A 26,505-nucleotide genomic window follows, 5' to 3' on the forward strand; every position below is an offset into this window, starting at 1 on the left:
TCTTACAGCGTGGCGAGATCTTCCGGCACGTTGCCGAATTTGCGCAGCAGCGTGGCGTCACCGAATTCGCCGGTCATGGGATCGCCGCTGCGGCTGAACGCGACTGCGCCGATGTTGCCGGCACCGTGCGACAAGATCTCGGCGCGCCGCAACGCGGCCGTCGAGCTCTGGCATTCCTCCGCGGCGCCTGCGACAGGCGATCCGTCGGCATCGATCAGGAAGGGCATTGCAACGTAGTAGGTCACGTCCGACATGGCGTTGCTCCGGGTCCTAAAATCAGGCGGCGCTGCTCTTGCTCCGCATCTTGCTGCGCGAGGTCTCCGGAATGCAGCCGGCCGAAATTGCCGCCTGCAATTCTTCCAGCTCTGCTTCCAGATATTCGTTGGCCATGATCAGCGCCTTGATGGTGCTGCGAAGATTGCCGTCGCACATCGCGATCGCCTGATCGCAGGCCTGTTCATAACGGCTGTTGTCGAGAAGGGCGGTTGCCGACATCTGCGTTGTCCTTGGTGTTTCTCGGGCGTTCCCAGGGGCGTTGGGCTGGCCAAATGTTCCTATTTTGTTCTTTTGGAGTCAAGCGGATTCACATGCGGCGAGCCGCCGCGAAATCTGCCCTGTGGATCAGGCGATGATGTCGGGCGTGATCTGGTCTTCGATGAATGCGATGCGGTCGCGCAACAACAGCTTGCGCTTCTTCAACCGCTGCAACCGCAATAGGTCGGGGGCAGGCGATTGATGCAGTGCATCGATCGCGACATCGAGATCTCGGTGTTCCTGGTGCAACCGGGCGAGCTCGGATTCGAGTTCGCGCGCATCTTCATTGGTCATGTCTGCGGTGGCCGAAAAACCGATAGGCGTGAGATTAAGGCTGTGGATGCCCTGTGGAAATTATCGTCCTTGCGCGCCGTGATCGCAAGCGATCTCGGGTAGCCGCTCACCGATCTCCCGCAAGATATTTCGACGATTCGCGGCAGCGCTGCGCAAGCGTATTGATATCATGGATTTTTCCAGCGTGGTTCCATTACTCACGCTTCGTTACATATGAATTTTCAAAAATGACACTGCGACGACGGATACCCATCGACAGAACGAATCGGTGATGTAGACTTCCTCGTCCGGATCGAATCCTAAGGTCAAACCCTACCGAGGAGGTTTCGAATGACAATTCAGGCACATCTGGTTGAATTGGAACGGAAGCACAAGACTCTCGAACACGAATTGCACGAAGCTCTCGTGCACCTTTCAACAGACGACCTGCAAATTGTTGAGTTGAAGCGCCGCAAGTTGATGGTCAAGGACCAGATCGAGCGTCTGAGGCACGGCGACACGCTCCACTAGTAACCCCCCGTAACAGCGTAGAGTTGATCGTACCCTTTCAGGCAGGGGTGAGAGCTATTGCGCTCATCCCTGCTGCAAGGTGCGCACCCGTGTGATCATTATTGCGCGGGAGCTGGAGCTATTTCCGTTCTGATGGAAAACGCTCTAGATGCCTGCGAGCTCGGCGACGTGATCGGCGATCGCGAGCGAGGACGTCAGCCCCGGCGATTCGATGCCGAACAGGTTGATCAGTCCTTCGACGCCGTGATCGTGCGGACCCTGCATCAGGAAGTCCTGCGTCGCCACCGCTGGTGGCACGATCTTCGGGCGGATGCCTGAATAGCTCGGCATCAACGCGCCATCGGGCAGCGTCGGCCAATATCTGCGGATCGCCGGATAGAAGCGTTCGGCCCGTGACGGGTCGACCTCGTAGTTGATCGTTTCGATCCACTCGACGTCGGGGCCGAAACGCGCCTGTCCCGCCATGTCCAGTGTCAGATGCACGCCGAGGCCGCCAGGCTCGGGCACCGGATAGATCAGGCGTGAGAACGGCGCTTTGGCGTTGCAGCTGAAGTAATTTCCCTTGGCGAGATAGGCCAGTGGAATCCGGTCAATCGGCATGCCGTCGATGTGGCGCGCCACATTCGTCGCCGCGAGCCCTGCAGCGTTGACGAGGAGGCTGCATTGCAGTGCCATCGGTGCCTCGCCGCCGGCATCGACCTCGATCAGTCCGGCCGCCGCCTTGGCGCGGATCAGCGGGGTGTGAAACGCGAAGGCCGCGCCGGCGGCCTCGGCCTCGCCGCGCAGCGAGAGCATATAGGCGTGGCTGTCGATGATGCCGGTCGAGGGCGAGAGTAGCGCGGCGTCGCAGGCCAGCGCCGGCTCCAGCGCGCGTGCGGCCTCGCCCGTGAGCAGCTGCATGTCGAGCACGCCATTGGCCTCGGCATGCGCCTTGATCGATTGCAGCTTCTCGGTCTCTTTCGAATTGGTCGCGACGATCAGCTTGCCGCAATTCTTGTGCGGGATGCCGCGCTCGCCGCAGTAGCGGTAGAGCGCGTGCTTGCCGTCGACGCACATGCGCGCCATCCAGCTCCCGGCGCGGTAGTAAATGCCGGCATGGATCACCTCGCTGTTGCGTGAGGAGGTGATGGTGCCGATGGCCTCGGCTTCCTCGAGCACGATCACCTCGCGCCCGGCCTGCGCGAGCTTTCGAGCCACCGCGAGCCCGACCACGCCGGCTCCGATGACGATGCAATCGACCCTATCCATGGTTGTGCAGGCTGTCCGCTGGAAGCGCCGGTGGCATTGGAGGCGAGAACGAGGGCGCGGGGCCGTTTTCCGTTAAGGAAGCATTTATCATGTCAGGGCAATTGCCGTATTTGGCGTCACATTTTTCTGTTGCGCGTACAGGCGTTTACCCGATCCAAACCGGCGAGGCCAGACAATCCGACGTTGAAATCGCGGGTGGCTGATGGCTGAAAAGAACTGGCACGCGGGCAGCATGCTTCCGATTGCTGTGCAGGCCGCCGTGTGCCTGGCGGGCGCGGTCGCGCCTGCGCGTGCCTCTGCGCTGTCGGACAGTTTCGAGGCGCCGAGCTATCTCGGCAAGCTCGATCCGAACCTGATCTGGGAAACCCTGATCGGGGGCATTGTCGTTTGCGCGTTCCTGGCGGCCGTCGCGTTGTGGATCCATTCCGCGCTGCGCCGGACCCAGCGGTCGCAACTGCGGCGCAACGCCTTCGTCTCCTCCGCCATGAACAATCTCAACCAGGGCGTGGTGATGACAGATGCGCAGCGGCGCATCATCTTCTGCAACGACCGCTATCTCGATATCTACGGCCTGGCGCGCTCGGAGCTGTGGGCCGGCATGACCGGCTACGACATCCTCGAGCTCAGGCGCAAGCGCGGGGTCGTCGGCGGCGTTTCCGACGACGAGTTCTACGACAAGGCGGCGAGCCCCAACGGCCTGATCACCGAACTGCCCGATGGCCGCGCCATCCTGGTGAAATATTTCGTGCTGCCGAACGGCGGCTCGGTCGCCACGCATCTGGATGTCAGCGAGCAGCGCAAGCTGTCGCGGCAGCTTGCTTCCACCAAGCAGTTTCTGGAAACGGTGCTGGACAACGTGCCGGCCTGCGTCGCCGCCAAGAACATCGAGGACGGACGCTACATCTTCGCCAACAGCGCCTATGAGCGGTTCTGGGGCTTTTCGCGCGACCATGTCGTCGGCAAGAATGCACGTGAGCTGTTCGCGCCCAGCTCTGCGGCCAGCATCGAGGCGACCGACCGGACTGCGCTCCTGGCGTCCGATGGACAGTATCGCAATGAGTTCGAGGTCGAGCGCGGCGGGTCGCGGCGCATGGTCGCCTCGATCCGGATCGTCGTCCGCAACGAGAGCAACAAGCCCGAATTCCTGCTGGTGGTGTTCGAGGACATCACCGACCGCCGCTCGCTGTCGCAGGAGCTGGAAAGCACGAAGAAGTTTTTGGAGCTCGTGGTCGACAATATCCCGGTCGCGCTGATCGTGGAGCAGGTCAAGGACGGCCGCTATCTGCTCGCCAACCGCAGCGCTGAAACCATCCTCAACCGCAGGCGCGAGGATGCCACCGGCCTGACCGCGTCCGATATCTTCAATCCCAAGGAAGCCAAGCTGATCATCGCGCGCGACGAGGCCGCGATCAAGAAGCGCGGGATGATCACCGAGGAGCATCCGATCTCCACCAAGGACGGGCTGCGGTTGTTCCTGACCCGCCGCGCCACCGTTTTGAACGATGCCGGCGAGCCGCAATATCTGATCAAGACCCACGAAGACGTCACCGACCGCCGGCAGACCGAGTCGCGCATGGCGCACATGGCCTATCACGACGGTCTCACCGATCTGCCGAACCGCGCCGCCTTCTTGCAGGCGCTGACGCAGATGATCGAGGCCTGCGAAGGCACCAGCGAGGAGTTCGCCGTCCTCTGCGTCGATCTCGACGGCCTCAAGGAGGTCAACGACGTCTTCGGCCATGCGCTCGGCGACAAGCTCCTGGTCGAAGTCGCTCAGCGGCTCCAGGATTCCGCGCGCGGCGGCGTGGTGGCGCGCCTGTCCGGCGACGAGTTCGGCTTGATCATCGACGGCAAGCAGCCGGAGTCGGGTCTTTCACTGGCGCAGCAGATCGGTGATGCCGTCGCCCGGGAATTCCAGATTGACGGCCGGCCGGTCCGCGCCGGCGTCACCACCGGCATGTCGGTCTTTCCGCATAATGGTGCCGATGGCGCCTCGCTGCTCGCCAATGCCGGAGCGGCGCTGTTCCGCGCCAAGCAGAAGTCGCGCGGTACGATCAGCCTGTACCAGCCGGAGATGGACCAGCAGATTCGCGATCGCCGCGTGCTGCATCAGGACCTGTCGATGGCGATCAAGAACGGCGAGCTGTCGCTGGCGTTTCAGCCGCAGGGCGCCACGGGCCACAGCGTCGCCGAGAGCGAGATCATCGGTTTCGAGGCGCTTGCGCGCTGGCAGCATCCGGTGCGCGGCCAGGTCTCGCCGGCCGAATTCATTCCGATCGCCGAGGAGAGCGGCCTGATCGTCGAAATGGGCGAGTGGATTTTGCGGCAGGCCTGTCGCGAAGCGGCGTCCTGGCCGACACCGCTCCAGGTCGCGGTCAATCTGTCGCCGGCGCAGTTCATGCACGGCGACGTGGTCGGGCTCGTGCATTCGATCCTGCTCGAGACGGGGCTTTCGCCCGGACGGCTCGAGCTCGAAATCACCGAGGGCGTGCTGATCGAGGATTTTGATCGCGGCTTGGCACTCCTGCGCCGCCTGAAGTCGCTCGGGGTGCGCATCTCGATGGACGATTTCGGCAGCGGCTACTCCTCGCTGAGCTATCTCCAGGCGTTCCCGTTCGACAAGATCAAGATCGACCGCGCCTTCATCATGAATCTCGGCCGCAACCCGCAGTCGGCGGCGATCGTGCGCGCCGTGATCGGCCTCGGCCACGGCCTCGAAATGTCGATTGTCGCCGAGGGCGTCGAGACGGCGGAGCAACTCGCCTTCCTTGCCAAAGAGGGGTGTGATGGCGTGCAGGGCTATCTGCTCGGCAAGCCGTTGCCGATCGGGAAATATGCCGGCCTCGTCGGCCGCGCCGAGGCCATGGAGCTTGCGCTCAAGACCGGCTGAAGCGTTTTCGAGCGAAGTGGGTACCGGTTCGCGTCAAGAAAACGCGTCAAAAGAAGAATCTAGAGCCCCGTTCCGATTTCATCGGAACGGAAATGGCTCTAGTGGTGTAGGCGCTTTCTTCGCTCCCACCCGACGGCTTCATGGCGGATTACGACCTTGCGATCATCGGCGGCGGCCTGAACGGTGTCAGCCTCGCCCGCGATGCGGCGGGCCGGGGCTTAAGGGTCATCCTGTTGGAGCAGGGCGATCTCGGTGGCGCGGCCTCGTCGGCGACGCCGCGTCTGATCCATGGCGATCTGTCGGTGCTGGAGCGCCGCGGTTTTTGGCGGGTGCGACGGGCGCTGGCCGAGCGGCGGACCTGGCTTGCCATCGCGCCGCATCTGGTGCGGCCGATGCGTTTCGTGATCCCGGCCCATTCCGAGGAGCGCCCGCCATGGCTGCTGCGCGCCGGCCTTTATGTCTATGACAGCCTGACGAACCGGAGCGGACTGCCTGCCGCGGCCACGCTCGACATCACACACCATCCCGTTGGCAACGCGCTGAAGCGTCCGTTTGGTACCGCGTTCGAATATTCGGACTGCGTGGTCGATGATTCCCGCCTGGTCGTGCTCACGGCGCTGGATGCCGCCGAACGCGGCGCTGCGATCAAGACTGGGGCGCGCTGCGTCCGGGCCGATCGGACCGACACCTGGCGGCTCGCGGTGGTCGATCGTGGCCTTCGCCGCACGATCACGGCGAGGGCGCTGGCCAACGCCTCAGGCGGCTGGACGTCGATGGTCGCCGACACCGTGCTGCGGCAGCCGCAGCCCGCCATGGTGGCGATGCAGATGAGCCAGATCATCGTTCCCAGGCTGTTCGAATCCGAGAATGTCTACGTCTTCCAGAACAATGACGGACGGCTGATCTTCGCCCGGCCCTTCGAGCGTGACTTCACGCTGATCGGTACGGTCACGCATGCCTTCACCGGCGATCCCGCGATCGTGGCGATGCCGGGTGCCGATGTCAGCTATCTCTGCGAAGCCGCCAGCCGCTATTTTCGCGAGCGCGTTGCGCCGACCGACGTGGTGCGCACGGTCTCTGGCGTCAACCTGACGCCGGCGTCCGCCCGAGGGCGCGACGGCACGACTCTGTTTCATGCACGCCGGCGCAAGGCGCCGCTGATCACGATGTTCGGCGGCGACGTCACCACCTCGCGCCTGCGCGCGGAGCGGGCCGTGACGCGGTTGACGCCGTTCTATCCGATGTCGCCGTCCTGGACCGCCGGCGCCACGCTGCCCGGCGGAGACTTTGCTTGGGACCGCTTCGACACCGAAATCGACCTCGCGCGCGACCGCTGGCGGTTTCTGTCGGAGCCAGAGGCCCAGCGTCTGGTTGCGGCCTACGGCTCCCGGTTGCCGGCGGTGCTCGGCGAGTCCAAGACCCGCGAAGAGCTAGGCCCTGCCTTCGGCCCCGAGCTGACCGGCGCCGAGGTGCGCTACCTCATGGCCCACGAGTGGGCACGCTTCCCGGAGGATGTCCTGTGGCGACGTTCCAAGCTGGGTCTGACGATGCTAGCGGCTGACCGTGACGCGCTGGCCGCGTTCATGGCGGGTGTGAGCTAGAGATATCTGCGCCAAGTAGCCTGGACTTGAGCTTCAGTCGCGAATTCGCCTCGTGCAGCCGCTTCCTTGGATGCGGCAATTGCCGTTCTCTCATCATCCGAGAGGATGATGAGAGCGGCCGCTTTGACGCCGGCAAGCTGCAGCACGATCCGGGCAATATCGTCCTGCGTCTCCGTAGATAGACCGCGTGCGATCTCGAAGGCCTCGTCCAGCAACTTGGTCATGTCTGTGATCATACGTCTTTCGGAGGTCCGGCATGAAGGCCAATTTGGGACGATCCGCCGCGAAGCGGTTGAGCAAAGGCCCTCCGGCCGCTAGCGTGCGGCGGAATCGGGGTTGGCAGGGACCATGACGGACGAGTTGCCCAGGACAGACGCCGCGGCCAATGCGGTCGGCGCGGATGCGTATCCCGCAGCGGGCCAGCCCCTGCTGCGCATCGAGGGCGTCGCCAAGACCTTCGGGACGTTCCGCGCCGTGGACGGTGTCTCGCTCGACATCAAGGCCGGCGAGTTCTTTGCGCTACTCGGGCCCAGCGGCTGTGGCAAGACCACGCTGCTGCGCATGCTCGCCGGCTTCGAGGCGCCCGACGAGGGACGCATTTTGCTTGGCGGCAAGGACATCGCGCAGGCGCTGCCGCATGAGCGCCCGATCAACATGATGTTCCAGAACTATGCGCTGTTTCCGCATCTCTCCGTGCGCGACAACATCGCCTTCGGCCTGAAGCGCGCGCGTCTGGCGCGCGCCGAGATCGCGACGCGCGTTGCGGAGATGGTCGCGCTGGTGAAGCTCGAAGGGCTCGAGAAACGCAAGCCGGATCAGCTCTCCGGCGGCCAGCGCCAGCGTGTCGCACTGGCGCGCGCGCTGGCGCGTCGGCCGCAATTGCTGCTGCTCGATGAGCCGCTCGCGGCGCTCGACAAGAAGTTGCGCGAAAACACGCAAGGTGAGCTGATGGAGCTGCAACGCCGGCTCGGCATGACCTTCATCATCGTCACCCACGATCAGGAGGAAGCCATGACGATGGCGAGCCGGATCGGCGTGATGAAGGCCGGCAAGCTCGCTCAGGTCGCAAGCCCCCGCGAACTCTATGAGGCGCCACGCTCGCGCTGGATCGCGGAGTTCGTCGGCGACATCAATCTGTTCGAGGCCGAATCCAAATTGCGCGATGGTCATCGTCTGATCATCGGCACAAGTGGTGCCGGGGCCTTGGTGGTGGCCGAGCCGCGCGAGCCGGTGGGTGCGGGAAAATTATCGGTCGCGATCCGCCCCGAGAAGGTCAAGCTGTCGCGCCGCGGTCCCGTGAGCGAGGCCGGTCATGAAACGGCGCTCAACCGGCTCGACGGCGTCATCGCCGACATCTGCTATCTCGGCGGTACCACCACCTACAAGGTGAAGCTCGATACCGGCGGGATGGTGCAGGCCTCCGTCGCCAACAGCGCGCGCCTCGATGTCGACGCCTACAGTCTGAACCAGCATGTCGTCGCCTGGTTCACGCCCGACGATTGCGTGGTGCTGACGTCATGAGCGGGCGCCGCATCTTCGCGCGGCCGGCGCGCTTTGCCGCCATGGCGCCTTATGTCTGGATGGTGCTGTTCTTCCTGGTGCCGTTCGGCTTCGTGCTCAAGATCAGCCTGTCGCAGACGGCGATCGCGCAGCCGCCTTACGAGCCGGTGTTCGATCTGACGGCGGGATGGGAAGCGCTGAAGGCGGCGTTCGCCGCGCTGTCGATTGACAATTTCAGGCTGCTCGTCTCCGACGACCTCTATGTGTTCGCCTATGTACGCAGCCTCACCGTCGCATTCGCCGCGACCGCGCTGCTGCTCCTGATCGGCTATCCCATTGCTTACGGTATGGCGCGATTGCCAAAACGCTGGCAGGCGGTGGCGATGGTGCTGGTGATCGTGCCGTTCTGGACCTCGTTCCTGATCCGCATCTATGCCTGGATCAACATCCTCCAGCACGACGGCCTGCTGAACCAGATCCTGCTGGCGCTGCATCTCGTCAGCCAGCCGGTGGTATGGCTCTCCACCGACACCGCGATGTATATCGGCATCGTCTATTCCTATCTGCCCTTCATGATCCTGCCGCTCTATGCCACGCTCGCCAAGATGGAGCCGGTGCTGGAGGAAGCAGCTTCTGATCTCGGCGCGCCGCCCTGGCAGGTGTTCTGGCTCATCACCTTTCCGCTGTCGCTGCCCGGCGTCGGCGCAGGCGTGCTCCTGTGCTTCATCCCCATCGTCGGCGAGTTCGTGATCCCGGATCTTCTGGCCGGCTCCAATTCGCTGATGATCGGCCAGACCCTGTGGCTCGAATTCTTCACCAACAAGGATTGGCCGGTCGCTTCTGCCGCAGCCATCGTTCTGCTGGTGGTGCTGCTGGTGCCGCTGCTGCTCTACGAACGGCTCCAGAAGCGCCAGTTGGAACAGGGACGCTGAGGCGATGCACAACATCTCCCGCCTGTCCCGCTTCAACATCGCCTCGCTCGCGCTGGGGCTGGCGTTCCTTTATTTGCCGATCATCATTCTCGTCATCTATTCCTTCAACGCCTCGCGGCTGGTGACAGTGTGGGGCGGCTGGTCGCTGCGCTGGTATCACGAGTTCTTCAATGACCGCGCCATGATCGAGGCGGCCTGGATGAGCGTAAAGGTGGCGGTCTCCTCCGCGACCATTGCCACGCTGCTCGGCACGCTTACCGCGGTGGCGCTGTCGCGCGGCGAGCGATTCCGTGGCCGCACATTGTTCTCCGGCATGCTCTATGCGCCGCTCGTCATGCCGGAGGTGATCACGGGACTGTCGCTGCTGCTGCTGTTCGTGGCGCTGAACGCCGAGCGCGGTTTCTGGACGGTGACGATCGCGCACACCACGCTGACGATGTGCTTCGTCGCTGTCGTCGTGCAGTCCCGCCTCGGCTCGCTCGACCGCTCGCTGGAGGAGGCGGCGATGGACCTCGGCTGCAACCCGGTGCGCGCGTTCGTCGCTGTCACGCTGCCGCTGATCGCGCCCGCGATCGTCGCCGGCTGGATGCTGGCGTTTACGCTGTCGCTCGACGACCTCGTGATCGCGAGCTTCACCACAGGTCCAGGTTCGGCGACGTTGCCGATCCGGATCTATTCGGAGGTGCGACTCGGCGTGAAGCCGGAGATCAACGCGATCTGCACGTTGGTGATCGGCTTGATCGCTGTCGTCATCGTGATTGCTTCGCTTGCTTCGAAATTGTCGAGCTCGCAAGGCGAGAGCGCCGCGCCGCTGTGAGCTGGGGAGACTGGCTGTGATGTTCGCCTATCAGGTCCTGATCCACACGCCGGTCTGGGTCTGGGCGCTGCTCGCCTATCTGGTATGGCAGGGTATCAAGGCGATGCAGCCGCGGACGATTCCGATCTGGCGGGCGCTGATCGTGCCGGTCGTGTTCATCGTCTGGGGAATGTCACGGATCGGGTTCGGGCATCAAGACAGCGCATGGCCGCTGGTCGCGTGGGCTGCGGCCGCGTTGGTGCTGCTGCCCCTTGGCGTGCTGACGCCGCGCTCTTTCGAGGTAGATCACACGACCGGCCAGATCATCCGTCCGGGCAGTCCATTTGGTCTAATCCGCAATCTCATTGTCTTCGCCTCGCAATACGCGGTCGGCGTGATCTCGGCGATCGATGCCGGTGACCGCGCGCTCGCGATCATCGTCGGACGTGCCATCTCCGGCGCCACCGCCGGCTATTTCATCGGCTCGACCATCGCGCTGCTGGTCGCGTATCGACGCAAACGCGCTGAAGGATGATCCGTGTGCGCGGTGCTCAGGCACCGCCCAACATAGTTAATAATTCATATAGCTTATCTCGTTATCGTCGCTTCGCTTGGGGAAGAGGGCGATGAAGCGGCTTTATATTGGTGTGGCCAGCACGGTACTGGCTTTATTCTGTTTCGCTGTGCGGCCGTCGGCTGCTGCGACGCAGATGGTGTCGCTGCTGTACAATGGTTCGCCGCAGTCGCCGCAGCAGATCGGCTCCGACGAATTTCGCCGCAAGCTCGGCGAGCTCGCACAGGGCCGCATCATCCTCGATGCACGTGCCGGCAACGCGCTAGGCAGCGAGACGGCGATCCTTGCCGCCATGCGCAGTGGTGTGGTCGACATGGCGACGCTGTCCGGTTCGGTCGTCAGCTCCGCCGTGCCGGAGTTCGGCGTATTCGACGTGCCGTTCCTGTTTCGCGATGCGGCGCAAGCCAAGGCAGTCGCAGAGGGGCCGGTCGGCGCGCTGTTTGCCAAGCATTTCGCCGACAAGGGTCTGGTGCTGCTCGCGATCGGCAAGCAAGGCTTTCGCAACGTCACCAACTCGAAGCGGCCGATTCATTCTCCGGCGGACCTTCGCGGCCTGAAGATCCGCGTGCTGCCGAACGACGTCTATCAGATGACCTTCAAGGCGCTGGGCGCCGAGGTCGTGCCGATGGAGTTCACGCTGGTGTATTCCGCGCTGAAGGATGGCCGCATCGACGGGCAGGAGAACCCGGTCATGACGATCGCCACCAGCCATCTCGAGGAAGTGCAGAAATATGCCAGCCTGACCGGGCATTTTTTCGCACCGATCGCCTTCGTCGCCAATCGCGACGTGTTCCAGGCCCTGAAGCCGGCCGACCAGGCCGCCATCATCGCCGCGGCCAAGGCCGGTGCGGAGGCGACCTGGCAGAGCGGCGTCGCGGAAGAGACAAAAAAGATCGAGGAGCTGCGCAAGGCCGGCATGGAGATCATCGAGAAGGTCGATCGCCAACCCTTCATCGATGCCGTGAAGCCCCTGGAGCCTGAATTCGAGAAGCGCTTCGGCAAGGATCTGCTCGCCCGGATCCGGGCTACGCCGTAATCGCGGGAAACATCATGAACCTGTCATTGATCCTGTCGCGCATCGGCATCCGCCCGCGCATCTTCGGCGGCTTCGCGCTGGTCCTGGGTTTTCTCTGCGTGCTGGCGCTGCTTGCCGTCATGCGGCTGTCCAAGATCGGAGGCACCGTCGGAGAGCTCGTCACCAGCGCCGATGGCGATGCCGGCATGGCGAGGGTGCACGCCGCGCTGCTCTCGTCGAATGTCACCGTCGAGAAATTCATCCGCACGCGTAATCTCGGCGACCGCGATAGCGCCATGAAGGCGATCGACGGCTTTGGCCAGACCTTTGACCAGGTCGATCAGCAATTCGCCCGCCTGCCGGCCATCGCCGCCGGCCGGAGCGCGCTGGTCGATGCGCTTGGGACCTATCGAAAATCCTTCACGGCGGTCGCCGCCGCAGTCGATCGTTTGCGCAACGCAAGCACCAAAAGCGAGGGACTCGGTGCCTCGGCAGGCCTCGACGTCGGCGCGATCAACGTCGCGCTTGCGAACCAGCCTGACCGTCTGATCCAGCCGCTGCGTCTGGCCGGCACGGTGGACGCGACGCGCGTCTCGATGCTGCGTTTCACCATCACCCAGGCCCAGGTCGACGCCGACGATGCAGGGATGACGATCGGCTATGCGCTGGCCGCGGTGGCCGATAGCGAGGCGGAGATCGCCGATGTCGAGGCGCCGCGACTGAAGAACCTGGTTGCGGCCCTGAAAAAGGTGCTTGCGGATCAATCGGCGACGCTGACGGAGCTGTCTGCGGCGATGGGCGAGCTGCGCAAGGCGCAAGCCGATCTGGTCAAGTCCAGCAGCGCGATCGACGCCAAGGCGGCCGAGATCAGCCGGGCGCTCGGCGCGACGCGCACCGAGCAGAGCCGGCTGACGGCTGAATCGGTCGATCAGACCCGCAATCTCGTGTTCACAGTGGCTGCGTTCGCGCTCGTTCTCGGCGCCTTGCTGGCCTGGCTGATCGGACGCAGCGTGTCGCGGCCAATCGGCCAGATGACCTTGCGCATGCAGAGCCTTGCGGCGGGCGAGCTCGATGAGGCCATCCCGGGCGGCGAGCGCGGCGACGAGATCGGTCACATGGCCGGCGCGGTCGAAGTGTTCCGCCAGAGCGCGCAGACCGTCCGACGCATGGAGCAGGAGTCTGCCGCGCAGCGTGCCGCAGCCGAGACCGAACGTGCATCGATGATGGCTCAGCTCGCCGACCGCTTCGATCGCGGCATGGAGGGCGTCATTGGCGGCGTCTCGAGCCGTGCCGAGGAGATGGGCCAGAGCGCCGGTAGTCTTGCCCGTGTCGCCGAGCGTGGTCGCTCGCTGGCCGAGCAGGTCGCCGCGACATCGGCCCAGGCGTCCTCGAACGTGCAGACCGTCGCGGCCGCGACGCATCAGCTCGCCGCCTCGATCAAGGAGATTTCGAGCCAGGTCGCGCGCTCCGTGTCGGTGTCGGATCAGGCCAAGGAAGAGGCCTCGCGTACCGAGACGTTGATGCGCGCGCTGTCGGATTCGGCGGAGCGGATCGGCACCGTGGTCCAGCTGATCCAGGCGATCGCGAGCCAGACCAACCTCCTGGCGCTCAATGCCACGATCGAATCGGCGCGGGCCGGCGATGCCGGCAAGGGCTTTGCCGTGGTCGCCAACGAAGTGAAGAGCCTTGCGACCCAGACCGGGCGCGCCACCGAGGAGATCGCAGGGCTCGTCGCCGAGATCCAGGGGTCGACCGGACAATCGGTCGCTGCAATCGGCCAGATCGGCAGAACCATCGCCGAGATGACGGAGATCGCGACGACGATTGCCTCAGCCGTCGAGGAGCAGGGTGCGGCAACCAGCGAGATCGCGCGCAACGTCGAGCAGGCCGCCAACGGCACAGCGGCCGTGACCGACCAGGTCGGCGACGTCCGCACGGTGGCCGGCGAGACCGATGCCGGCGCCGAAGCCGCACTCACAGCCGCGTCGGCGTTGCAGGATCAGGCCCGCGCCCTCAAGACAGCTGTCGCAGAGTTTCTGCAGACTGTGCGCAAGGCGGCCTGAGGATCTTTGCGCGCTGCCGCCCTTCGTTGGGCGCATCGTGGCGATCCGGCAGGCCGCGCCGCTCGGGCGCGACCTGCGGGCCAATTTCAGGACTTCACCGCACCCGCCGTGAGCCCGCCCACCATGTAGCGGCGGAAGGCGTAGTAGATCGCGGCCGGCGGCAGCGCGTAGATGAAGCCGGTCGTCATCAACAGCTCCCAGGGCGAGTCGTCGGCGGCGAGGAAGTTGCCGAGCGCGACGGGAAGCGTGATCTCGCGGTCGTTCGAGAGCAGCAGGAACGCGTAGAGATATTCGTTCCACGCCAGCAGCACCGCGTAGGTGCCGATCGCGACCAGCGAGGGCATCATCAGCGGCAGATAGACCAGGCGGAAGATCTGCAGCGTCGTCGCGCCGTCCATCACGGCTGCTTCATCCAGCTCGACCGGGAGCTTGTCGGAGGCCTGCTTCAGCACCCAGATCGCGTAGGGGCTGGCGATCGTCACCATGGCCAGGATCAGCGACCAGTGATTGTTGAGCAGGCCGTAATTGCCCATGGTGCGGTACATCGGCACGGCGAGGAACGCCGCCGGGATGAAATAGGTGAAGAGCGCGAGGTTCATCACGATACGCCCGCCCGGCACCCGCAGCCGCGAAATCGAGAACGCCGCGGCGGTCGCGATGACCAGCGTCAAGACGCCGACGGCAGCCGCGATCACCAGCGAATTCCAGAACTGAACGTAGAAGTCGCGCAGGAAATAATGCTGCTGCTTGAACACGATCTCGAAGTTATGCAACGTCGGATGATCCGGCCACAGCTTGCCCGAGAACGCGTCCTCCTTCGGAGAGATCGCGAACAGGAACATGTGGTAGATCGGAATCATCGTCCACAGGAAGATGGGAATTCCGATCAGCAAGAGCCGCGCTTCGGTCCCGACTTCGCGCAGGGTGGGGAGCTTCATCGCGACAACCGTTTCATCATGTAATAAACGAGCGGCAGGACGAACGGCATCGCGCAGACGATGGAAGCCATCGAGAGCGACAGCTGGTCGAGCCGGAGATAGCGGATGCCGAGCGTCGACAGCACGTGCGTGAGGTCGGCCGGGCCACCGCCGGTGAGCAGATAGACGCTGTTGAAGTCGCCGAGCGTCCAGATCATCGAGAGCAGCGTGCAGGTGATGTAAAGGGTCTGCATCGACGGCCAGGTGATGAAGCGGAATTTCTGCCACCAGCTCGCGCCGTCGACCTCGGCGGCCTCGAACAGATCTTGCGCGATCGCGAGCCGGCCAGTCATCAGGATCAAGGTCCAGAACGGCAGCGACTTCCAGATGTGCACGCCGATCGCCATGGTCAGCGCCACCGTCGGGTCGTTCAGCCAGTTCGGGCCGTCGTCGCCGGTGAAATTGAAGATGAGGTGGTTGACCACGCCCCATTCGGGATTGAACATGAAGCGCACCGACAGGATGGTCGGGATCGACGGCACCGCCCAGGGCAGGATGAAGACCACCGAGAGCCATTTGATCCAGGTCCGCTGCTGGGCGAAGAAACCGGACAGGAACAGCGCGATCAGCATCTTGATGTTGATGCCGATGACCAGGAAGATCAGCGTGTTGACCGCGGCGCGCGCAAAGATCGGATCGTTGTAGAGCGCGACATAGTTCGACGGGGCCCGCGCCAGCCACAGCCCGTAGCAGACGGGATAGACGACGAAGGCGAGGAAGACGAGCAGATAGGGCGCGATCAGCGCGATGCCCCAAATCTGCGTCGTGGTCAGCCGCGACGACAGCGGTGGAGTGGGGATCGACTGATCGCCAGAGAGTGTAATCGCCATTCTTCGGGACTCTTTGAAAGGACTTCCGGCCGCACGAGGCGGCCGGTATTAGCGTTTCGCCTCTCCTCGCGCCAGCGAGGAGAGGAAGAAAGAGAACTTAGCCTGCAACCTGCTTGATGCGGGCGATCAGCTCGTCGACGGCCTTGTCGACCGGGACCTTCTCGCTGACGACCCGGTTCATCGCCTTGGCCCAGACGTTCTCGTTGTTGAGGATCGTGAACTTCCAGTTCTTGGTGAAGTCGAACGCCGCGGTGCCACCGGTGAACTGCGCGTGGACGGCCTTGCGGTGCTTGTCGGCCTGCCAGAACGGGCTGTCCTGGCTCGCCTTGGTCACCGGGAACCAGCGGCCGAGCGCGCCCTCGATATAGGGGCGGACATTCTCTTCCTGGAGCAGGAAGCTGATGAACTGCTTGGCCTCGGTCTTGTTCTTGGCCGCGGTGAACACCAGCCCGGTCTTGACGTCGGAGCGGTAGCGGATGGTCGAACCATCCGGCGCCTTCGGGAAGGACGCCGTGACGATGTCCTGCTCATAGGCCTTCTTGCCGGCGTCGCGCTGCTCCTGGGTGAGCGCCTGGTTCTGCGAATCCTCGAACCACTTCGCCGCGATCGAGATCGTGAAGTTGTGGGTCATCACGATGGTCTTGTTGTGGAAGGCGACGTTGTTGTCCGGGTCCTTCCAGGTCGTGGAGGACGGCGGGGTGCAGCCCTTGATATAGGTGTCGGTGTAGTCCTTCAGCGCGCCGATCAGGTTCTCGCGCACCTTGGGATCGTCGACCGTGAGCTTGCCGTCGTCGTCGACCAGCTTGACGTGATAGGCGTCCATGAAGGTGTAGAACGACTGGAAGGCGTCGGTCGATTCCACGCCCATCGGCTGGCCGACACCGTAGATGCGCTGGCTGGTGGCCTTGCGGATTCCCGGCTGCACCTTGTCGCACCAGAACGTCCAGTAGCCCGCCCAGTCGGTCGGGATGTCGGCGAGCTTGAAGCCGGCCTTCTCCAGCATGTCGTTCCAGATCTCGACATGCATGCTCTGCTGCTTCAGCGGGAAGCCGTAATAGGCCTTCTTCTTGGTGACGTCGTTATAGAGGATCGAGGCGTCCAGCGTGTTCTGCACGAACCGGCCCTTGATCGGCTCCATGACTTCGGAGAGATCCTCGAGCTTGCCCTCATAGGCCCACTTGCCCTGCGCCTGCACGTCGTAGCTGTCGGAATAGGCGACATCGGGCACGGTGCCGGCGTCGAGCGCTGCGACCGTCTTCGGAATCATGTCCTGGATCGCGTACTGCGACAATTCGACCTTGATACCGGTCTTGGCTTCGAATTTCTTGATTGTGTCGAGCAATGCGTCGTCTTCGGAGCGGTAGAAGCCCTTGCCCCACCAGACCGTAATCGTCTTCTGCTGCGCAAATGCGGGTGCAGCGGCTGCAAACAGCCCGGCCGCAGCGACCGCCATTGATACTGCGCCAATAACCTTGGATTTCACGATTTTCTCCCTCAAGCCGCCGGTGTTTTAGCCGGTCGGAGAAAACACTAGCGCATGGTGGTAGCGCAATCAACGCATCTTGTCAGACCTCGGTCGTGGGGTGTCGGGCGAGAGGAGGTGCTTAATGCGTGCATCGATCCAATCGCCGCATCAATTCGGGCAGATCAATTCGCAGCTGATCGTGCCGCGCCGGACAAGCGCCGTCGTCAGTTGGACTTCGCGTTGTCCTTGGCGGTGTCCTTGGCGTTTTCTCTGGCGTTCTCGGCCGTCGGCGAGTCTGCCGGCGGGGGGCGCTTGACGCCGGTGATCTTCTCGATGACCGATCGCACCGTGTCGCCAGTCTTATCGTCCTTCTGCGGCTTGAGCAGTTGCGCACCGAAAGGCGAGCGGCGGATCAGGACTTCCGAATCGGGGAAGATCAGGGGATCGTCCCAGGGGCCCTGTACGACGAAGGGCAATTCGAAGCCGGACGTCGTGTTGAGGCTCGCCACACCCTTCATGTCGTATTCGCGTGTCGGCACGGAGGCGGTGCCGGTCATCGTGATCTTCGCAGCCGGCCCTTCAATGCGAATGTCCTCGGCAGTGGCGACGCCGTCGGAGAATTTCACCGCGATCGTGAGGTTGTCGTAAGGGGTCGAGCCGTTGCGGAAATTGCCGCCGCCCGACAGCGGCCGCCGCTCCAGCCGCTTCAACAACTGTTCGGCGTTGAAGCCCGCGATCGCGCCGTCATGCCCGGTGACGGTGGCGCTGCCGTCGAGCGACTGCACGAGGCCGAACGGGCTCGAGCCGGAGGCGAAAAGCGAGACGTTGATGTTGCCGCGGCCGGACAGCTTGCTGAGGCCGAACAGTTCGGAGGCGCAGGCCTGGAGGTCGACGTCGGTGAACTGGAATTGCGCCTTGATGTCGGCGACGGTGTCGGAGCGCGCGATGCCGAACGAGCCCTTGGCGATGCCGCCATAGACCTGGGCTTCGCCCACCGAAAGCGCCAGCGTGCCGTTGCGCAAATTGGCGCCGATCGCGGTGCGGCCGAGCTTCGTCGGCCCGACCGTCAGCTTGGCTGCCGACAGGCGCATGTCGAGGTCGGTGGTCGACAATCCGTTGAGATCGAACAGCTGCCTGTTCCAGTCGCGTGCGCCGCTCGCGAGCAGGCGGAAGGTCGAGATATAGGGCGTGAAATCGAGCGCGTCGGCGGCAAGCGTCGCCTGCAGCGTCTGCCGGCCGTTATTGGCGTAGGTCATGACGCCCTCGGCGGTATTGCCGTCGAGCTCGACATTGACGTTGGTGAGCGCGATCGAGGCGCCGACCACGTTGGCGCGCGCCTTCAGCGCGAAGCGGCCGAAGCCGCCGCTGCCGGGTTGCGGCTGGCCGGTCCAGCGCAGCGCGTTGCGCAAGGAGGGGCTGTCGATGGTGAGCGTGCCCTCCATCATCGGACTGGTCCGGTTGGCGACGCTGCCGTCGAAGGCGAGCTTGAGCGGGGTGCTGGCGATCCGCGCCTTCAGGCCGGAGCGGTCGCCGGAGAGCGCGGCGACGAAATCGGCAAAGCTGATCGAGCCGTCGACACGCTCGCCGCGCCAGTCGAACTGCCCGGTTGCGGCGAAGGAGCGCGAGATCGAGGGCCAGGCCAGCGACAGGTCGATATCGTCGAACTGCTCGGTGGCGTGGGTGGCGGCGTCCTCGTAATTGAGCACGCCGTCCTGGATCCTGATCTCCGAGAACGACACCTGGCTGTCGGCACCGGGCTTCATCGTGCGCGCGATGGTCTGGATGAAAGGCGTCCAGTTGCTCTCGCCGTCCGGCTTCAGGCTGACATGGATGCGGGGCCGCAGCAGCGTCAAATCGGCGATCTCGAAGCGCTGGAGCAGCAGCGGCAGCAGCCGCAGATTGGCGGTGAGCACGTCGACATGCAGCGCGGGGTCGCTGGTGCCGCCGCCCTTCAGGCCGACGTCATGGAACGAGATGTAGCTCGCCGGCAGCACCGAAATGTCGATGTTGCCTGCGACGCTGAGCTCGAGCCCGGTGACGTCGCGGATCTGCGCCTCGACCGCCTTGCGCAACGTGTCGCGGTTGATGAGCCAGGAGGTCGCGATCAGGGCGATCAGCGCAACGCTGAGCAGCGCCGCGATCGGCGTCCCGAGGCGCTTCATTCCTTGGGCCATGGTCAATGGCATGTCCTGATCGGGTTGGTCGTTGGAGCCAGAAGGGCGGGCCGGAAAACCTGCGCGCCCTCGCGCCCAAGATCCTGTCCAAGTCCTGTTATGTTAAGTGCCGCAACTTGATGGGTTTTCTTGTCGCTTTCAAGGCCGCGGGCGGTTCTGCCCACCGCGTGGGCAGCTTCTACCACCACCCCGTGCAGCGGAGAACCCGTATCATTGACGGCTTCGGACGATTTCGCCTAATAATCGCCGCCAATAAGGCGCGACGGCCTGCAAGCCGAAGGTTCGAGGGTTTTTGCATGAACAAGGTCTATCCCGACGCCAAGTCGGCGCTCGACGGCACTCTAAAAGACAACATGATGATCATGTCGGGCGGCTTCGGCCTCTGCGGCATTGCCGAGGCGCTGTCCGATGCGATCCGCGAGTCCGGCGTCAAGGGCCTGACGGTCATCTCCAACAATGCCGGCGTCGATGGCATCGGCCTCAGCCGCCTGCTGGAAACCCGGCAGATCAAGAAGATGATCTCGTCCTATGTCGGCGAGAACAAGCTGTTCGCCCAGCAATTCCTCGCCGGCGAGCTGGAACTCGAATTCAACCCGCAGGGCACGCTGGCCGAGCGCATCCGTGCCGGCGGCGCCGGGATCCCGGCCTTCTACACCAAGACCGGCGTCGGCACGCTGATCGCCGAAGGCAAGGAAGTGAAGGAATTCGACGGCGAGAAGTACCTGATGGAGCGTGGCCTGTACGCCGACCTCGCCATCGTCCATGCCTGGAAGGGCGACACCGCCGGCAACCTGATCTACCGCAAGACGGCCCGCAACTTTAACCCGATGATGGCGACCGCCGCCAGGATCACGGTGGCCGAGGTCGAGCATCTGGTTCCCGCCGGCGAGCTCAATCCCGACCATATCCACACGCCCGGCATTTTCGTGAAGCGCATCGTCGAGGTCGGCACGGCCAAGAAGCGCATCGAATTCCGCAACACCCGCCCGCGCAACGCCGCTTAAGATCAGGAGAGCCACATGGCCTGGACCCGTGAACAGATGGCTGCGCGCGCCGCGAAGGAATTGCGTGACGGCTATTACGTCAATCTCGGCATCGGCATCCCGACGCTGGTTTCGAACTTCATCCCCGACGGCGTCGATGTCAGCCTGCAGAGCGAGAACGGCATGCTCGGCATGGGACCGTTCCCCTATGAGGGCGAGGAAGACGCCGACCTGATCAACGCCGGCAAGCAGACTGTCAGCGAGTTGCCGACGACCTCGTATTTCTCGAGCGCGGATTCCTTCGGCATGATCCGCGGCGGCCACATGGACCTGTCGATCCTCGGCGCCATGCAGGTGGCCCAGAACGGCGATCTCGCCAACTGGATGATCCCCGGCAAGATGGTCAAGGGCATGGGCGGCGCGATGGACCTCGTCGCCGGCGTCAAGCGCGTCGTCGTGGTGATGGAGCATTCGGCCAAGGACGGTTCGAAGCTGCTGAAGCAGTGCAATCTGCCGCTGACCGGCGAGCGCGTGGTCGACATGGTCGTCACCGATTTGGCCGTCTTCACCATCGACAAGCACGGCGACGGCGGCATGGCCCTGATCGAGCTCGCCGACGGCGTCTCGATCGACGAGGTCAAGGCCAAGACCGAAGCCGAATTCCGGGTTGCGCTGAAGAACACCTAAGGTCGCGTTCGCGATAATCGTGAGATGGCCGGGCTTCGTCCCGGCCATTTTCGTTTGAACGTGCTCAGCGCACACTGTCTCCACATCGTCATTGCGAGGAGCTTTTGCGACGAAGCAATCCAGACTGTCTCCTCGGAGAGATTCTGGATTGCTTCGCTGCGCTCGCAATGACGGCCTGCTACGTCCTCGCCGCCCATCCCTTGCCCCACCGCGCCGACACGCTCGCGACCCACGAGGTCTCCTCGCGCACCAGGCGGAAGCCGAGATTGGCGGGTGGTACGCCCTGCGCGCAGCCGCCGGCGCGGGCGTCGCGGATGAAGTCGGTGACGTAGGCGCGGTGCGCGCCTTCGGCGACACGCACGCCGCAGTTCACGGTGGGACGGCCGGCCTTGCCGGCTTCGTCGATCCGCGAGCGCACGAAGCAGGTCGAGGTCCATTCCCAGACATTGCCGGCGAGATCCTCGATGCCGTGCTCGTTCAGGCCGAACTTGCCGAACGGGTAGGCCGTGGTGTCGGAGAGGTCGCGTTCGGATTCGCGCTCATAGCGGCTGATCCAGCGTTTTGCAGGATCGTCCACGTCGACCGGCGCGCCGTCATCCCTGAACCTTGTGCCTGCCGCAAAGGCCCATTCCGCGTCGCTCGGCAGGCGGTAAGTGTGACCGGTCTTGCGCGACAGCCAGTCCGCATAGGCCTGCGCATCATGCCAGTTCACCTGCACCGCAGGACGATCGGATGCAATCGCGACGCCGCGATCGAGCGCATGGCAGGCGCCGTCCTGCACGCAAAGCTGATAGTCCGACGAAGAAACCTGCTCGCGCATGATGTGCAGCGGCTTCGCAAATCGCATCGCGCGCAGCGGCGCTTCCGCCTGCCGCCCGGCGCGCGTGAAATCGCCGGCTTCGCGATAGGAGAAACTGCCGGGCGCGATGCTGACGATCGCAGGCTCTGCGGTCGTGCCATGCACCGCCATGTCCGAGACCAGCGGCGCCATTGCGATCGGCCCTGCGAGCCCCGCGACGCAGGCCAGTGCCAGTTTCAGTTTGAATGCGATCAGCATGGTCGTCCCCCCGAAAGAAGAAGGGGCCGGCGATCGGCCGGCCCCTCGTCGCCTCAGTTGGTCTTTGCGGCCGGTATCTCCGTGGGCGCCTTCACTTGGGTCATCAGATCGTCGTTCCACTTGCCTTCGACCTTGAAATGCGCGGTGGCGCCGAGGTCGGCGGCCTCGATCAGATTATGCGTGACGTAGGCGTAGATGCCGGGTTGCAGGAACTTGTACATCGCTGCTCCCGCCGAGCCGCCGCGGATGAACCAGGTCTCGAGGCCGGTCTCCGGTGGGTTGGAGAACTTGCCGGTTTCCCAGACATAGTCGCCATGGCCGCCGATCAGATGCGGACGGCTGTCGCGGTTGGCTTGCGAATGCACGATCAGCACGTTCTCGCCGACATTGGCGGTCAGCGCATTCTTGCCGGTGAGCGCGCCGACCTTGCCGTTGAATACGACGTGGGAGGGGATCAGCTTCTTCATCACCTCTTCGGTCTCGGTGAAGGCATCACCGGGCGAATCGTAGGATTTGAAATTGCCCTTCTCGTCGCGCGGCACGTACATGTCCTGCTCGCCGACATAATAGACCTTGTCGTATTTCAGCGCGTGGCCCTTGCCGTCGTTCAGTCCGTCGCGCGGCAGCACCATCACCGCGCCGTTCATGCCGGAGACGACGTGCCAGGGGATCATCGGGCCGCCCGGGGCACAGTGATAGACGAACACGCCGGTCCGCGTCGCCTTCCAGCGCAGCACGACTTCCTCGCCGGGATTGACCAAAGTGAGCGCGGCGCCGCCGAGTGCACCGGTCGCGGAATGGAAGTCGATATTGTGCGGCATGCTATTGGTCGCGGGATTGACCAGCGTCGTTTCGACATAGTCGCCCTCATGCACGACCATCAGAGGTCCCGGCATCGAACCGTTGAAGGTCATGGCCTGGAAGGTGGTGCCCTTCTCGTCGATGACGACCTTCTTCTCCTCAATGGTGAGCTTGAACTCAATGATCTTGGGACCCTGCTTGGTCGCCTGCTCGTGCGCATGCACGAAGGGCGGAGCGACCAGATCGACCTTCTGGCGCGGCAGCTTGAGTTCGTCGGCAGCGAACGCGGGGGTCGCCAGCATCAGGGCGGTCGCGGCGGCGCTGATCAATGCGGCTCTGCGGGTGAACATCGTAAAGCATCCTTCATCTGAAAGGGTTTTGATGACGGATGCAGTGTGCGCCGTTCCCGGCAAGTGTGTTTGCGCTGCGACAAGCTTTTGCCGAATTCGCCTCCGGTAGATTCCTTAAGAGGTATGCCGAGGCTCGCATTGGCGATGCGAGCAACAGGACGGCGCATCGCGCGAGATCAGCCGCGCCAGCGGCAAATCGTTCGCATGTTCAGATGCACTTGATTTTGAATGTATGGTTATGTCGATCAGAAAAGCTGGATCGCAATCCAGACCGTGCCCCAGAGCGCGAGCGATAGCGCGGCAAGGACGGCAGCGGTGATCGCCAGGACACGCACGGTATGGCTGACGCCGGCGGTGGGAGCGGCGGGGACAGGACGGAAATCGTCAAAGTGCGGAATATGGCCGCGAACGTCGGTGAGCCAGAGAACGAGATCGAGCGCGAGCGACGCCATGGCCTATCTCCAGAAAGCAAATCATTAAACATCATCATCGGCCAAATCCGGCGCGCAGACTTTGAGCGAGCGCAAGGTCGCCAATCCGGAAAACGGGTAATCCAATGCTATCCGCGCCGCGACGCCGTCTTGCGGGCGTCGATTTACGAATGGGTAAGACATGAGGACTGATCTCGCAGCGAGCTATGGCGAAGAACGTCTGCCGCGCTACACGAGCTATCCGACCGCGCCGCATTTCTCGCCGGCGATCGGCGCGGACACCTACGCAGGGTGGCTGTCCGGGCTGTCCTCCGGAGCCAGCGCGTCGCTCTATCTGCACGTGCCGTTCTGCCGTGAGATGTGCTGGTATTGCGGCTGTCATACCCAGATCGTCCGCCGCGACGAGTTAATTGCTGCCTATCTGCGGACGCTGCGCAGCGAGATTGCGCAGGTCGCCGAGACCATCGGCCGCCGCATCAAGGTCGAGCACATCCATTTCGGCGGCGGCACGCCGACGATCATGGCGCCCGAGGCCTTTGCGGAATTGATGGCAGCGATGCGCCACGCATTCTTCGTGCTGCCCTCGGCCGAGATCGCGGTCGAGATCGATCCGAGGACGCTGACCGCAGACATGGTCGAGGCGATGCGGCTCTCGGGCGTTAACCGCGCCAGCCTCGGCGTGCAGAGTTTCGATCCGGTCGTACAACGTGCGATCAACCGCGTGCAGAGTTTTGAGCAGACGGCGTCCGTTGTCGACATGCTCCAGCGTGCCGGCGTCAACGGGATCAACCTTGATCTCATCTACGGGCTGCCGCACCAGACCGTTGCTTCCTGCCTCGACACCGTGCGGCGTTCGCTCGAACTCGCACCCGATCGCTTCTCGGTGTTCGGCTATGCCCATGTGCCTGCTTTCAAGAAGCATCAGCGGATGATCAACGAGGCGGTCCTGCCCGACGGCCTTGCGCGACACGACCAGGCTTGCGCGATCGCCAATGCGCTGAAAGAGGCCGGCTACGTCCAGATCGGGCTCGATCATTTCGCGCGTCCCGACGACGCCATGGCCGTGGCCTTCGCGGAGCGCACGCTGCGGCGCAATTTCCAGGGTTATACGACCGACAAGGGCGAGGTCCTGCTCGGCTTCGGTGCCAGCGCGATCGGACATCTGCCGCAGGGCTATGTCCAGAACGAGGTGCAGATCGGCGCCTATGCACAGCGCATCGCCGCCGGCGGCCTCGCCACCGTGAAGGGTTATGGCCTCACCGATGACGACCGGCTGCGTGCCGACATCATCGAGCGCATCATGTGCGAGTTCAGCGCCGATCTCGGTGACATCTGCGCGCGTCATGGTGCTGAGCCCGAAGCGATGCTGCAATCGGCCTCGCGCCTGAGGCCGCTGATCTCGGACGGCGTGGTGAGGCTGGACGGCGACCGCCTCGCGGTCGCGAACGACTCACGGTTTTTGGTCCGCAGCGTTGCGGCCGCATTCGATGCGCATCTGGACCCGGCGAGGCAATTGCATAGCCGGGCGGTGTAGTTCACCCCGTGGCGCATCCTTCGAGACGCCCGCCTTCGGCGGGCCCTCAGGATGAGGACGGAGCGCGTAGTCGCAATTTCGACGGGCACAGTAGCCGGTCAGCCTCATCCTGAGGAGACCGCGGAGCGGTCGTCTCGAAGGACGAGGCGCTTGCTCAGGCCTCGCCGCCAGAGAAGCGACGGACAGCTTGCGCTTCAACAAAGAAACCCAACCCCGCTCCGCTATCGTCGCTTCGGAACGGAGTTGTCCATGCCCTTCCGATCCGACGATCTGGTCGATGACATCATGCGTACGGCGCCGCACACGATCCGGGTGTTTCTCGCTTTCAGGATGGCCTGTGTCGGCTGTCCGATCGCGACCTTCCACACCGTGGACGACGCCTGCCGCGAGCATGGCATCGATCGCGACAAATTCCTCTCCGCGCTGTGCGACTGCGTGCCGGCGTGAGGCGAGTTGGGGCTCGCGCGGGTCGCGCGCGGATCCCTGGGTGAGGGCGAGCTTCCGCCGTAAGCGGAAGCGCCCTCACTCCTATTTTTATGCCGCGCCGCTGTCCGGGTTTCGTTCCGCCAGCACGACGATCCCATGCGGGTCGCGCAGGATGATGCGCTGGCGGCCGCTCTCGACGAGGCCCTGGCTTTCCCAGCCGCTGAGGATGCGGCTCACGGTGTGCAGCGTGGTGCCGGTCATCTGCGCGATGTCCTGGCGGCTGATCGGGAAGTCGATCTCGATGCCGTGATCGAGCTTCTTGCCGGACTGTTTTGCGAGCCGCAGCAGCGCATGCGCGACGCGCTGCTCGACCTGTTGGGTCGACATTTCCAGGATGCGGGTGTGGCTCTCCTGCAGCCGCTTGCCGACGGTCTGCATCGTGTTGGCGGCAATCGCCGGAAACCGCTCGATCAGCCGCGGCCAGGCCGAAACTGGCCAGATCAGCACCACGCTGTCGTCTACCGCCATCGCGGTCGCCGGATAATGCGCGGCGCCAATCGCCATCGCGAGCCCAAAAGTCTCGCCGGGCGCGACATACCGCACCACGATCTGCTCGCCGGTCGGCGTGGTCTTGGCCGCGCGGACATGGCCGTGCAGCAGCAGGAAGAAGGACTGCGCATCCGCGCCCTGCTCGAAAATGGCGGTGTTTTTGGGATAGCGCGCCGAGCGGGCCTCGCGCAGGACCTCCTCGAGGTCCTCCGGCTTGACGCCGGCGAACAGCGGCAAATGCGCAACCAGCGATGTGTCGACCTTGGCCATTCCGTCTCCTCGGC

Annotated in this window: 26 protein-coding genes; 13 read left to right on the plus strand and 13 right to left on the minus strand. The window is 63.9% G+C overall.

Annotated elements, in window-relative coordinates:
• Positions 1-2: 2 nt before the first annotated feature.
• From BMW89_RS33625 to BMW89_RS33635, 3 genes are all read right to left on the minus strand, one after another.
• Positions 3-254 (minus strand): hypothetical protein, encoded by a 252-nt coding sequence (locus BMW89_RS33625; RefSeq protein WP_092034622.1) that lies wholly within the window; start codon positions 252-254, stop codon positions 3-5.
• A 22-nt stretch (positions 255-276) separates the two neighbouring features.
• Positions 277-495, minus strand: coding sequence for a hypothetical protein (locus tag BMW89_RS33630; protein ID WP_092034623.1), 219 nt, complete (start codon positions 493-495; stop codon positions 277-279).
• Between the two features lie 126 nt (positions 496-621).
• Complete coding sequence (locus tag BMW89_RS33635; protein WP_007596255.1) at positions 622-828, minus strand: YdcH family protein; 207 nt, start codon at positions 826-828, stop codon at positions 622-624.
• Positions 829-1,158: 330 nt separating this feature from the next.
• Here BMW89_RS33635 and BMW89_RS33645 point away from each other — a divergent pair, with 330 nt between their 5' ends.
• Positions 1,159-1,338: a YdcH family protein gene (locus BMW89_RS33645; protein WP_092034624.1), complete on the plus strand. Its 180-nt coding sequence runs from the start codon at positions 1,159-1,161 to the stop codon at positions 1,336-1,338.
• A 144-nt stretch (positions 1,339-1,482) separates the two neighbouring features.
• Here BMW89_RS33645 and BMW89_RS33650 read toward each other — a convergent pair whose 3' ends face one another.
• The gene (locus BMW89_RS33650) at positions 1,483-2,586 is read right to left on the minus strand and encodes an NAD(P)/FAD-dependent oxidoreductase (protein WP_092034625.1); all 1,104 of its coding nucleotides are present in this window, start codon (positions 2,584-2,586) and stop codon (positions 1,483-1,485) included.
• 202 nt (positions 2,587-2,788) lie between these two features.
• Between BMW89_RS33650 and BMW89_RS33655 the strand changes: the two genes are divergently transcribed.
• Both BMW89_RS33655 and BMW89_RS33660 read left to right on the plus strand, forming a co-directional pair.
• Positions 2,789-5,476: a sensor domain-containing protein gene (locus BMW89_RS33655; RefSeq protein ID WP_092034626.1), complete on the plus strand. Its 2,688-nt coding sequence runs from the start codon at positions 2,789-2,791 to the stop codon at positions 5,474-5,476.
• Between the two features lie 140 nt (positions 5,477-5,616).
• A complete protein-coding gene (locus BMW89_RS33660) occupies positions 5,617-7,077 on the plus strand; it encodes a glycerol-3-phosphate dehydrogenase (protein ID WP_092034627.1) in 1,461 nt (486 codons plus the stop codon).
• On the opposite strand, the gene BMW89_RS33665 is transcribed toward BMW89_RS33660, so the two are convergent.
• Positions 7,074-7,301, minus strand: coding sequence for a hypothetical protein (locus tag BMW89_RS33665; RefSeq protein WP_092034673.1), 228 nt, complete (start codon positions 7,299-7,301; stop codon positions 7,074-7,076). The genes BMW89_RS33660 and BMW89_RS33665 overlap by 4 nt on opposite strands.
• A 124-nt stretch (positions 7,302-7,425) precedes the next feature.
• On the opposite strand from BMW89_RS33665, the gene BMW89_RS33670 reads away from it, so the two are divergent.
• The 6 genes from BMW89_RS33670 to BMW89_RS33695 all read left to right on the plus strand — a co-directional run bounded on the left by BMW89_RS33670 (position 7,426) and on the right by BMW89_RS33695 (position 13,957).
• Positions 7,426-8,598 (plus strand): ABC transporter ATP-binding protein, encoded by a 1,173-nt coding sequence (locus BMW89_RS33670; RefSeq protein WP_092034628.1) that lies wholly within the window; start codon positions 7,426-7,428, stop codon positions 8,596-8,598.
• Positions 8,595-9,509, plus strand: coding sequence for an ABC transporter permease (locus tag BMW89_RS33675; protein ID WP_092034629.1), 915 nt, complete (start codon positions 8,595-8,597; stop codon positions 9,507-9,509). The genes BMW89_RS33670 and BMW89_RS33675 overlap by 4 nt, the downstream gene beginning before the upstream one ends.
• Positions 9,510-9,513: 4 nt before the next feature.
• Positions 9,514-10,326 carry an ABC transporter permease gene (locus BMW89_RS33680; protein WP_092034630.1) on the plus strand — a complete coding sequence of 271 codons (813 nt, stop codon included), beginning with the start codon at positions 9,514-9,516 and terminating at the stop codon, positions 10,324-10,326.
• A gap of 19 nt (positions 10,327-10,345) precedes the next feature.
• Positions 10,346-10,840: a DUF6622 family protein gene (locus BMW89_RS33685; RefSeq protein ID WP_502686412.1), complete on the plus strand. Its 495-nt coding sequence runs from the start codon at positions 10,346-10,348 to the stop codon at positions 10,838-10,840.
• Between the two features lie 91 nt (positions 10,841-10,931).
• Complete coding sequence (locus BMW89_RS33690) at positions 10,932-11,915, plus strand: TRAP transporter substrate-binding protein (RefSeq protein ID WP_244547758.1); 984 nt, start codon at positions 10,932-10,934, stop codon at positions 11,913-11,915.
• Positions 11,916-11,929: 14 nt separating this feature from the next.
• Positions 11,930-13,957, plus strand: a complete 2,028-nt coding sequence (locus tag BMW89_RS33695; protein ID WP_092034632.1) for a methyl-accepting chemotaxis protein — start codon at positions 11,930-11,932, stop codon at positions 13,955-13,957.
• Positions 13,958-14,043: 86 nt separating this feature from the next.
• Here BMW89_RS33695 and BMW89_RS33700 read toward each other — a convergent pair whose 3' ends face one another.
• The 4 genes from BMW89_RS33700 to BMW89_RS33715 form a co-directional block, all read right to left on the minus strand.
• On the minus strand, positions 14,044-14,895 hold the full coding sequence (locus tag BMW89_RS33700; protein WP_092034633.1) for a carbohydrate ABC transporter permease: 852 nt from the start codon (positions 14,893-14,895) through the stop codon (positions 14,044-14,046).
• Complete coding sequence (locus tag BMW89_RS33705; RefSeq protein WP_092034634.1) at positions 14,892-15,764, minus strand: carbohydrate ABC transporter permease; 873 nt, start codon at positions 15,762-15,764, stop codon at positions 14,892-14,894. The genes BMW89_RS33700 and BMW89_RS33705 overlap by 4 nt, the downstream gene beginning before the upstream one ends.
• A 97-nt stretch (positions 15,765-15,861) precedes the next feature.
• Positions 15,862-17,247 carry an ABC transporter substrate-binding protein gene (locus BMW89_RS33710; RefSeq protein ID WP_092034635.1) on the minus strand — a complete coding sequence of 462 codons (1,386 nt, stop codon included), beginning with the start codon at positions 17,245-17,247 and terminating at the stop codon, positions 15,862-15,864.
• A gap of 206 nt (positions 17,248-17,453) precedes the next feature.
• Complete coding sequence (locus BMW89_RS33715) at positions 17,454-19,403, minus strand: AsmA family protein (protein WP_177196509.1); 1,950 nt, start codon at positions 19,401-19,403, stop codon at positions 17,454-17,456.
• Between the two features lie 296 nt (positions 19,404-19,699).
• On the opposite strand from BMW89_RS33715, the gene BMW89_RS33720 reads away from it, so the two are divergent.
• The gene (locus tag BMW89_RS33720) at positions 19,700-20,407 is read left to right on the plus strand and encodes a CoA transferase subunit A (RefSeq protein WP_092034637.1); all 708 of its coding nucleotides are present in this window, start codon (positions 19,700-19,702) and stop codon (positions 20,405-20,407) included.
• 15 nt (positions 20,408-20,422) lie between these two features.
• Positions 20,423-21,073, plus strand: a complete 651-nt coding sequence (locus BMW89_RS33725) for a 3-oxoacid CoA-transferase subunit B (RefSeq protein ID WP_092034638.1) — start codon at positions 20,423-20,425, stop codon at positions 21,071-21,073.
• A gap of 178 nt (positions 21,074-21,251) precedes the next feature.
• Here the strand turns inward: BMW89_RS33725 and BMW89_RS33730 are convergent, their stop codons facing one another.
• The 3 genes from BMW89_RS33730 to BMW89_RS33740 all read right to left on the minus strand — a co-directional run bounded on the left by BMW89_RS33730 (position 21,252) and on the right by BMW89_RS33740 (position 23,733).
• The gene (locus BMW89_RS33730; protein ID WP_092034639.1) at positions 21,252-22,130 is read right to left on the minus strand and encodes an SUMF1/EgtB/PvdO family nonheme iron enzyme; all 879 of its coding nucleotides are present in this window, start codon (positions 22,128-22,130) and stop codon (positions 21,252-21,254) included.
• A 53-nt stretch (positions 22,131-22,183) separates the two neighbouring features.
• On the minus strand, positions 22,184-23,281 hold the full coding sequence (gene nirK, locus BMW89_RS33735) for a copper-containing nitrite reductase (protein ID WP_092034640.1): 1,098 nt from the start codon (positions 23,279-23,281) through the stop codon (positions 22,184-22,186).
• Between the two features lie 245 nt (positions 23,282-23,526).
• Entirely contained in the window at positions 23,527-23,733 is a 207-nt protein-coding gene (locus BMW89_RS33740) for a hypothetical protein (protein WP_092034641.1), read from the minus strand.
• 160 nt (positions 23,734-23,893) lie between these two features.
• Here BMW89_RS33740 and hemN point away from each other — a divergent pair, with 160 nt between their 5' ends.
• Together hemN and BMW89_RS33750 are read left to right on the plus strand one after the other, a co-directional pair.
• Positions 23,894-25,246, plus strand: a complete 1,353-nt coding sequence (gene hemN, locus BMW89_RS33745; RefSeq protein WP_092034642.1) for an oxygen-independent coproporphyrinogen III oxidase — start codon at positions 23,894-23,896, stop codon at positions 25,244-25,246.
• A gap of 249 nt (positions 25,247-25,495) precedes the next feature.
• Positions 25,496-25,693: a DUF1858 domain-containing protein gene (locus BMW89_RS33750; RefSeq protein ID WP_092034643.1), complete on the plus strand. Its 198-nt coding sequence runs from the start codon at positions 25,496-25,498 to the stop codon at positions 25,691-25,693.
• A gap of 87 nt (positions 25,694-25,780) precedes the next feature.
• Here the strand turns inward: BMW89_RS33750 and BMW89_RS33755 are convergent, their stop codons facing one another.
• Positions 25,781-26,491: a Crp/Fnr family transcriptional regulator gene (locus BMW89_RS33755; protein WP_092034644.1), complete on the minus strand. Its 711-nt coding sequence runs from the start codon at positions 26,489-26,491 to the stop codon at positions 25,781-25,783.
• Positions 26,492-26,505 lie beyond the last annotated feature (14 nt).

The sequence above is a fragment of the Bradyrhizobium sp. OK095 genome (assembly GCF_900109945.1).
In the GTDB taxonomy this organism is placed as follows: Bacteria; Pseudomonadota; Alphaproteobacteria; order Rhizobiales; family Xanthobacteraceae; genus Bradyrhizobium.

Coding starts and splice junctions, on each gene's coding strand:
- BMW89_RS33665 (WP_092034673.1), bottom strand. CDS start 7,301: ATGACCAAGTTGCTGGACGAGGCCTTCGAGATCGCACGCGGTCTATCT.
- BMW89_RS33690 (WP_244547758.1), top strand. CDS start 10,932: ATGAAGCGGCTTTATATTGGTGTGGCCAGCACGGTACTGGCTTTATTC.
- BMW89_RS33755 (WP_092034644.1), bottom strand. CDS start 26,491: ATGGCCAAGGTCGACACATCGCTGGTTGCGCATTTGCCGCTGTTCGCC.
- BMW89_RS33630 (WP_092034623.1), bottom strand. CDS start 495: ATGTCGGCAACCGCCCTTCTCGACAACAGCCGTTATGAACAGGCCTGC.
- BMW89_RS33645 (WP_092034624.1), top strand. CDS start 1,159: ATGACAATTCAGGCACATCTGGTTGAATTGGAACGGAAGCACAAGACT.
- BMW89_RS33700 (WP_092034633.1), bottom strand. CDS start 14,895: ATGAAGCTCCCCACCCTGCGCGAAGTCGGGACCGAAGCGCGGCTCTTG.
- BMW89_RS33750 (WP_092034643.1), top strand. CDS start 25,496: ATGCCCTTCCGATCCGACGATCTGGTCGATGACATCATGCGTACGGCG.
- nirK (WP_092034640.1), bottom strand. CDS start 23,281: ATGTTCACCCGCAGAGCCGCATTGATCAGCGCCGCCGCGACCGCCCTG.
- BMW89_RS33635 (WP_007596255.1), bottom strand. CDS start 828: ATGACCAATGAAGATGCGCGCGAACTCGAATCCGAGCTCGCCCGGTTG.
- BMW89_RS33675 (WP_092034629.1), top strand. CDS start 8,595: ATGAGCGGGCGCCGCATCTTCGCGCGGCCGGCGCGCTTTGCCGCCATG.
- BMW89_RS33730 (WP_092034639.1), bottom strand. CDS start 22,130: ATGCTGATCGCATTCAAACTGAAACTGGCACTGGCCTGCGTCGCGGGG.
- BMW89_RS33695 (WP_092034632.1), top strand. CDS start 11,930: ATGAACCTGTCATTGATCCTGTCGCGCATCGGCATCCGCCCGCGCATC.
- BMW89_RS33625 (WP_092034622.1), bottom strand. CDS start 254: ATGTCGGACGTGACCTACTACGTTGCAATGCCCTTCCTGATCGATGCC.
- BMW89_RS33670 (WP_092034628.1), top strand. CDS start 7,426: ATGACGGACGAGTTGCCCAGGACAGACGCCGCGGCCAATGCGGTCGGC.
- hemN (WP_092034642.1), top strand. CDS start 23,894: ATGAGGACTGATCTCGCAGCGAGCTATGGCGAAGAACGTCTGCCGCGC.
- BMW89_RS33705 (WP_092034634.1), bottom strand. CDS start 15,764: ATGGCGATTACACTCTCTGGCGATCAGTCGATCCCCACTCCACCGCTG.
- BMW89_RS33680 (WP_092034630.1), top strand. CDS start 9,514: ATGCACAACATCTCCCGCCTGTCCCGCTTCAACATCGCCTCGCTCGCG.
- BMW89_RS33720 (WP_092034637.1), top strand. CDS start 19,700: ATGAACAAGGTCTATCCCGACGCCAAGTCGGCGCTCGACGGCACTCTA.
- BMW89_RS33725 (WP_092034638.1), top strand. CDS start 20,423: ATGGCCTGGACCCGTGAACAGATGGCTGCGCGCGCCGCGAAGGAATTG.
- BMW89_RS33715 (WP_177196509.1), bottom strand. CDS start 19,403: ATGGCCCAAGGAATGAAGCGCCTCGGGACGCCGATCGCGGCGCTGCTC.
- BMW89_RS33660 (WP_092034627.1), top strand. CDS start 5,617: ATGGCGGATTACGACCTTGCGATCATCGGCGGCGGCCTGAACGGTGTC.
- BMW89_RS33685 (WP_502686412.1), top strand. CDS start 10,346: ATGTTCGCCTATCAGGTCCTGATCCACACGCCGGTCTGGGTCTGGGCG.
- BMW89_RS33655 (WP_092034626.1), top strand. CDS start 2,789: ATGGCTGAAAAGAACTGGCACGCGGGCAGCATGCTTCCGATTGCTGTG.
- BMW89_RS33650 (WP_092034625.1), bottom strand. CDS start 2,586: ATGGATAGGGTCGATTGCATCGTCATCGGAGCCGGCGTGGTCGGGCTC.
- BMW89_RS33740 (WP_092034641.1), bottom strand. CDS start 23,733: ATGGCGTCGCTCGCGCTCGATCTCGTTCTCTGGCTCACCGACGTTCGC.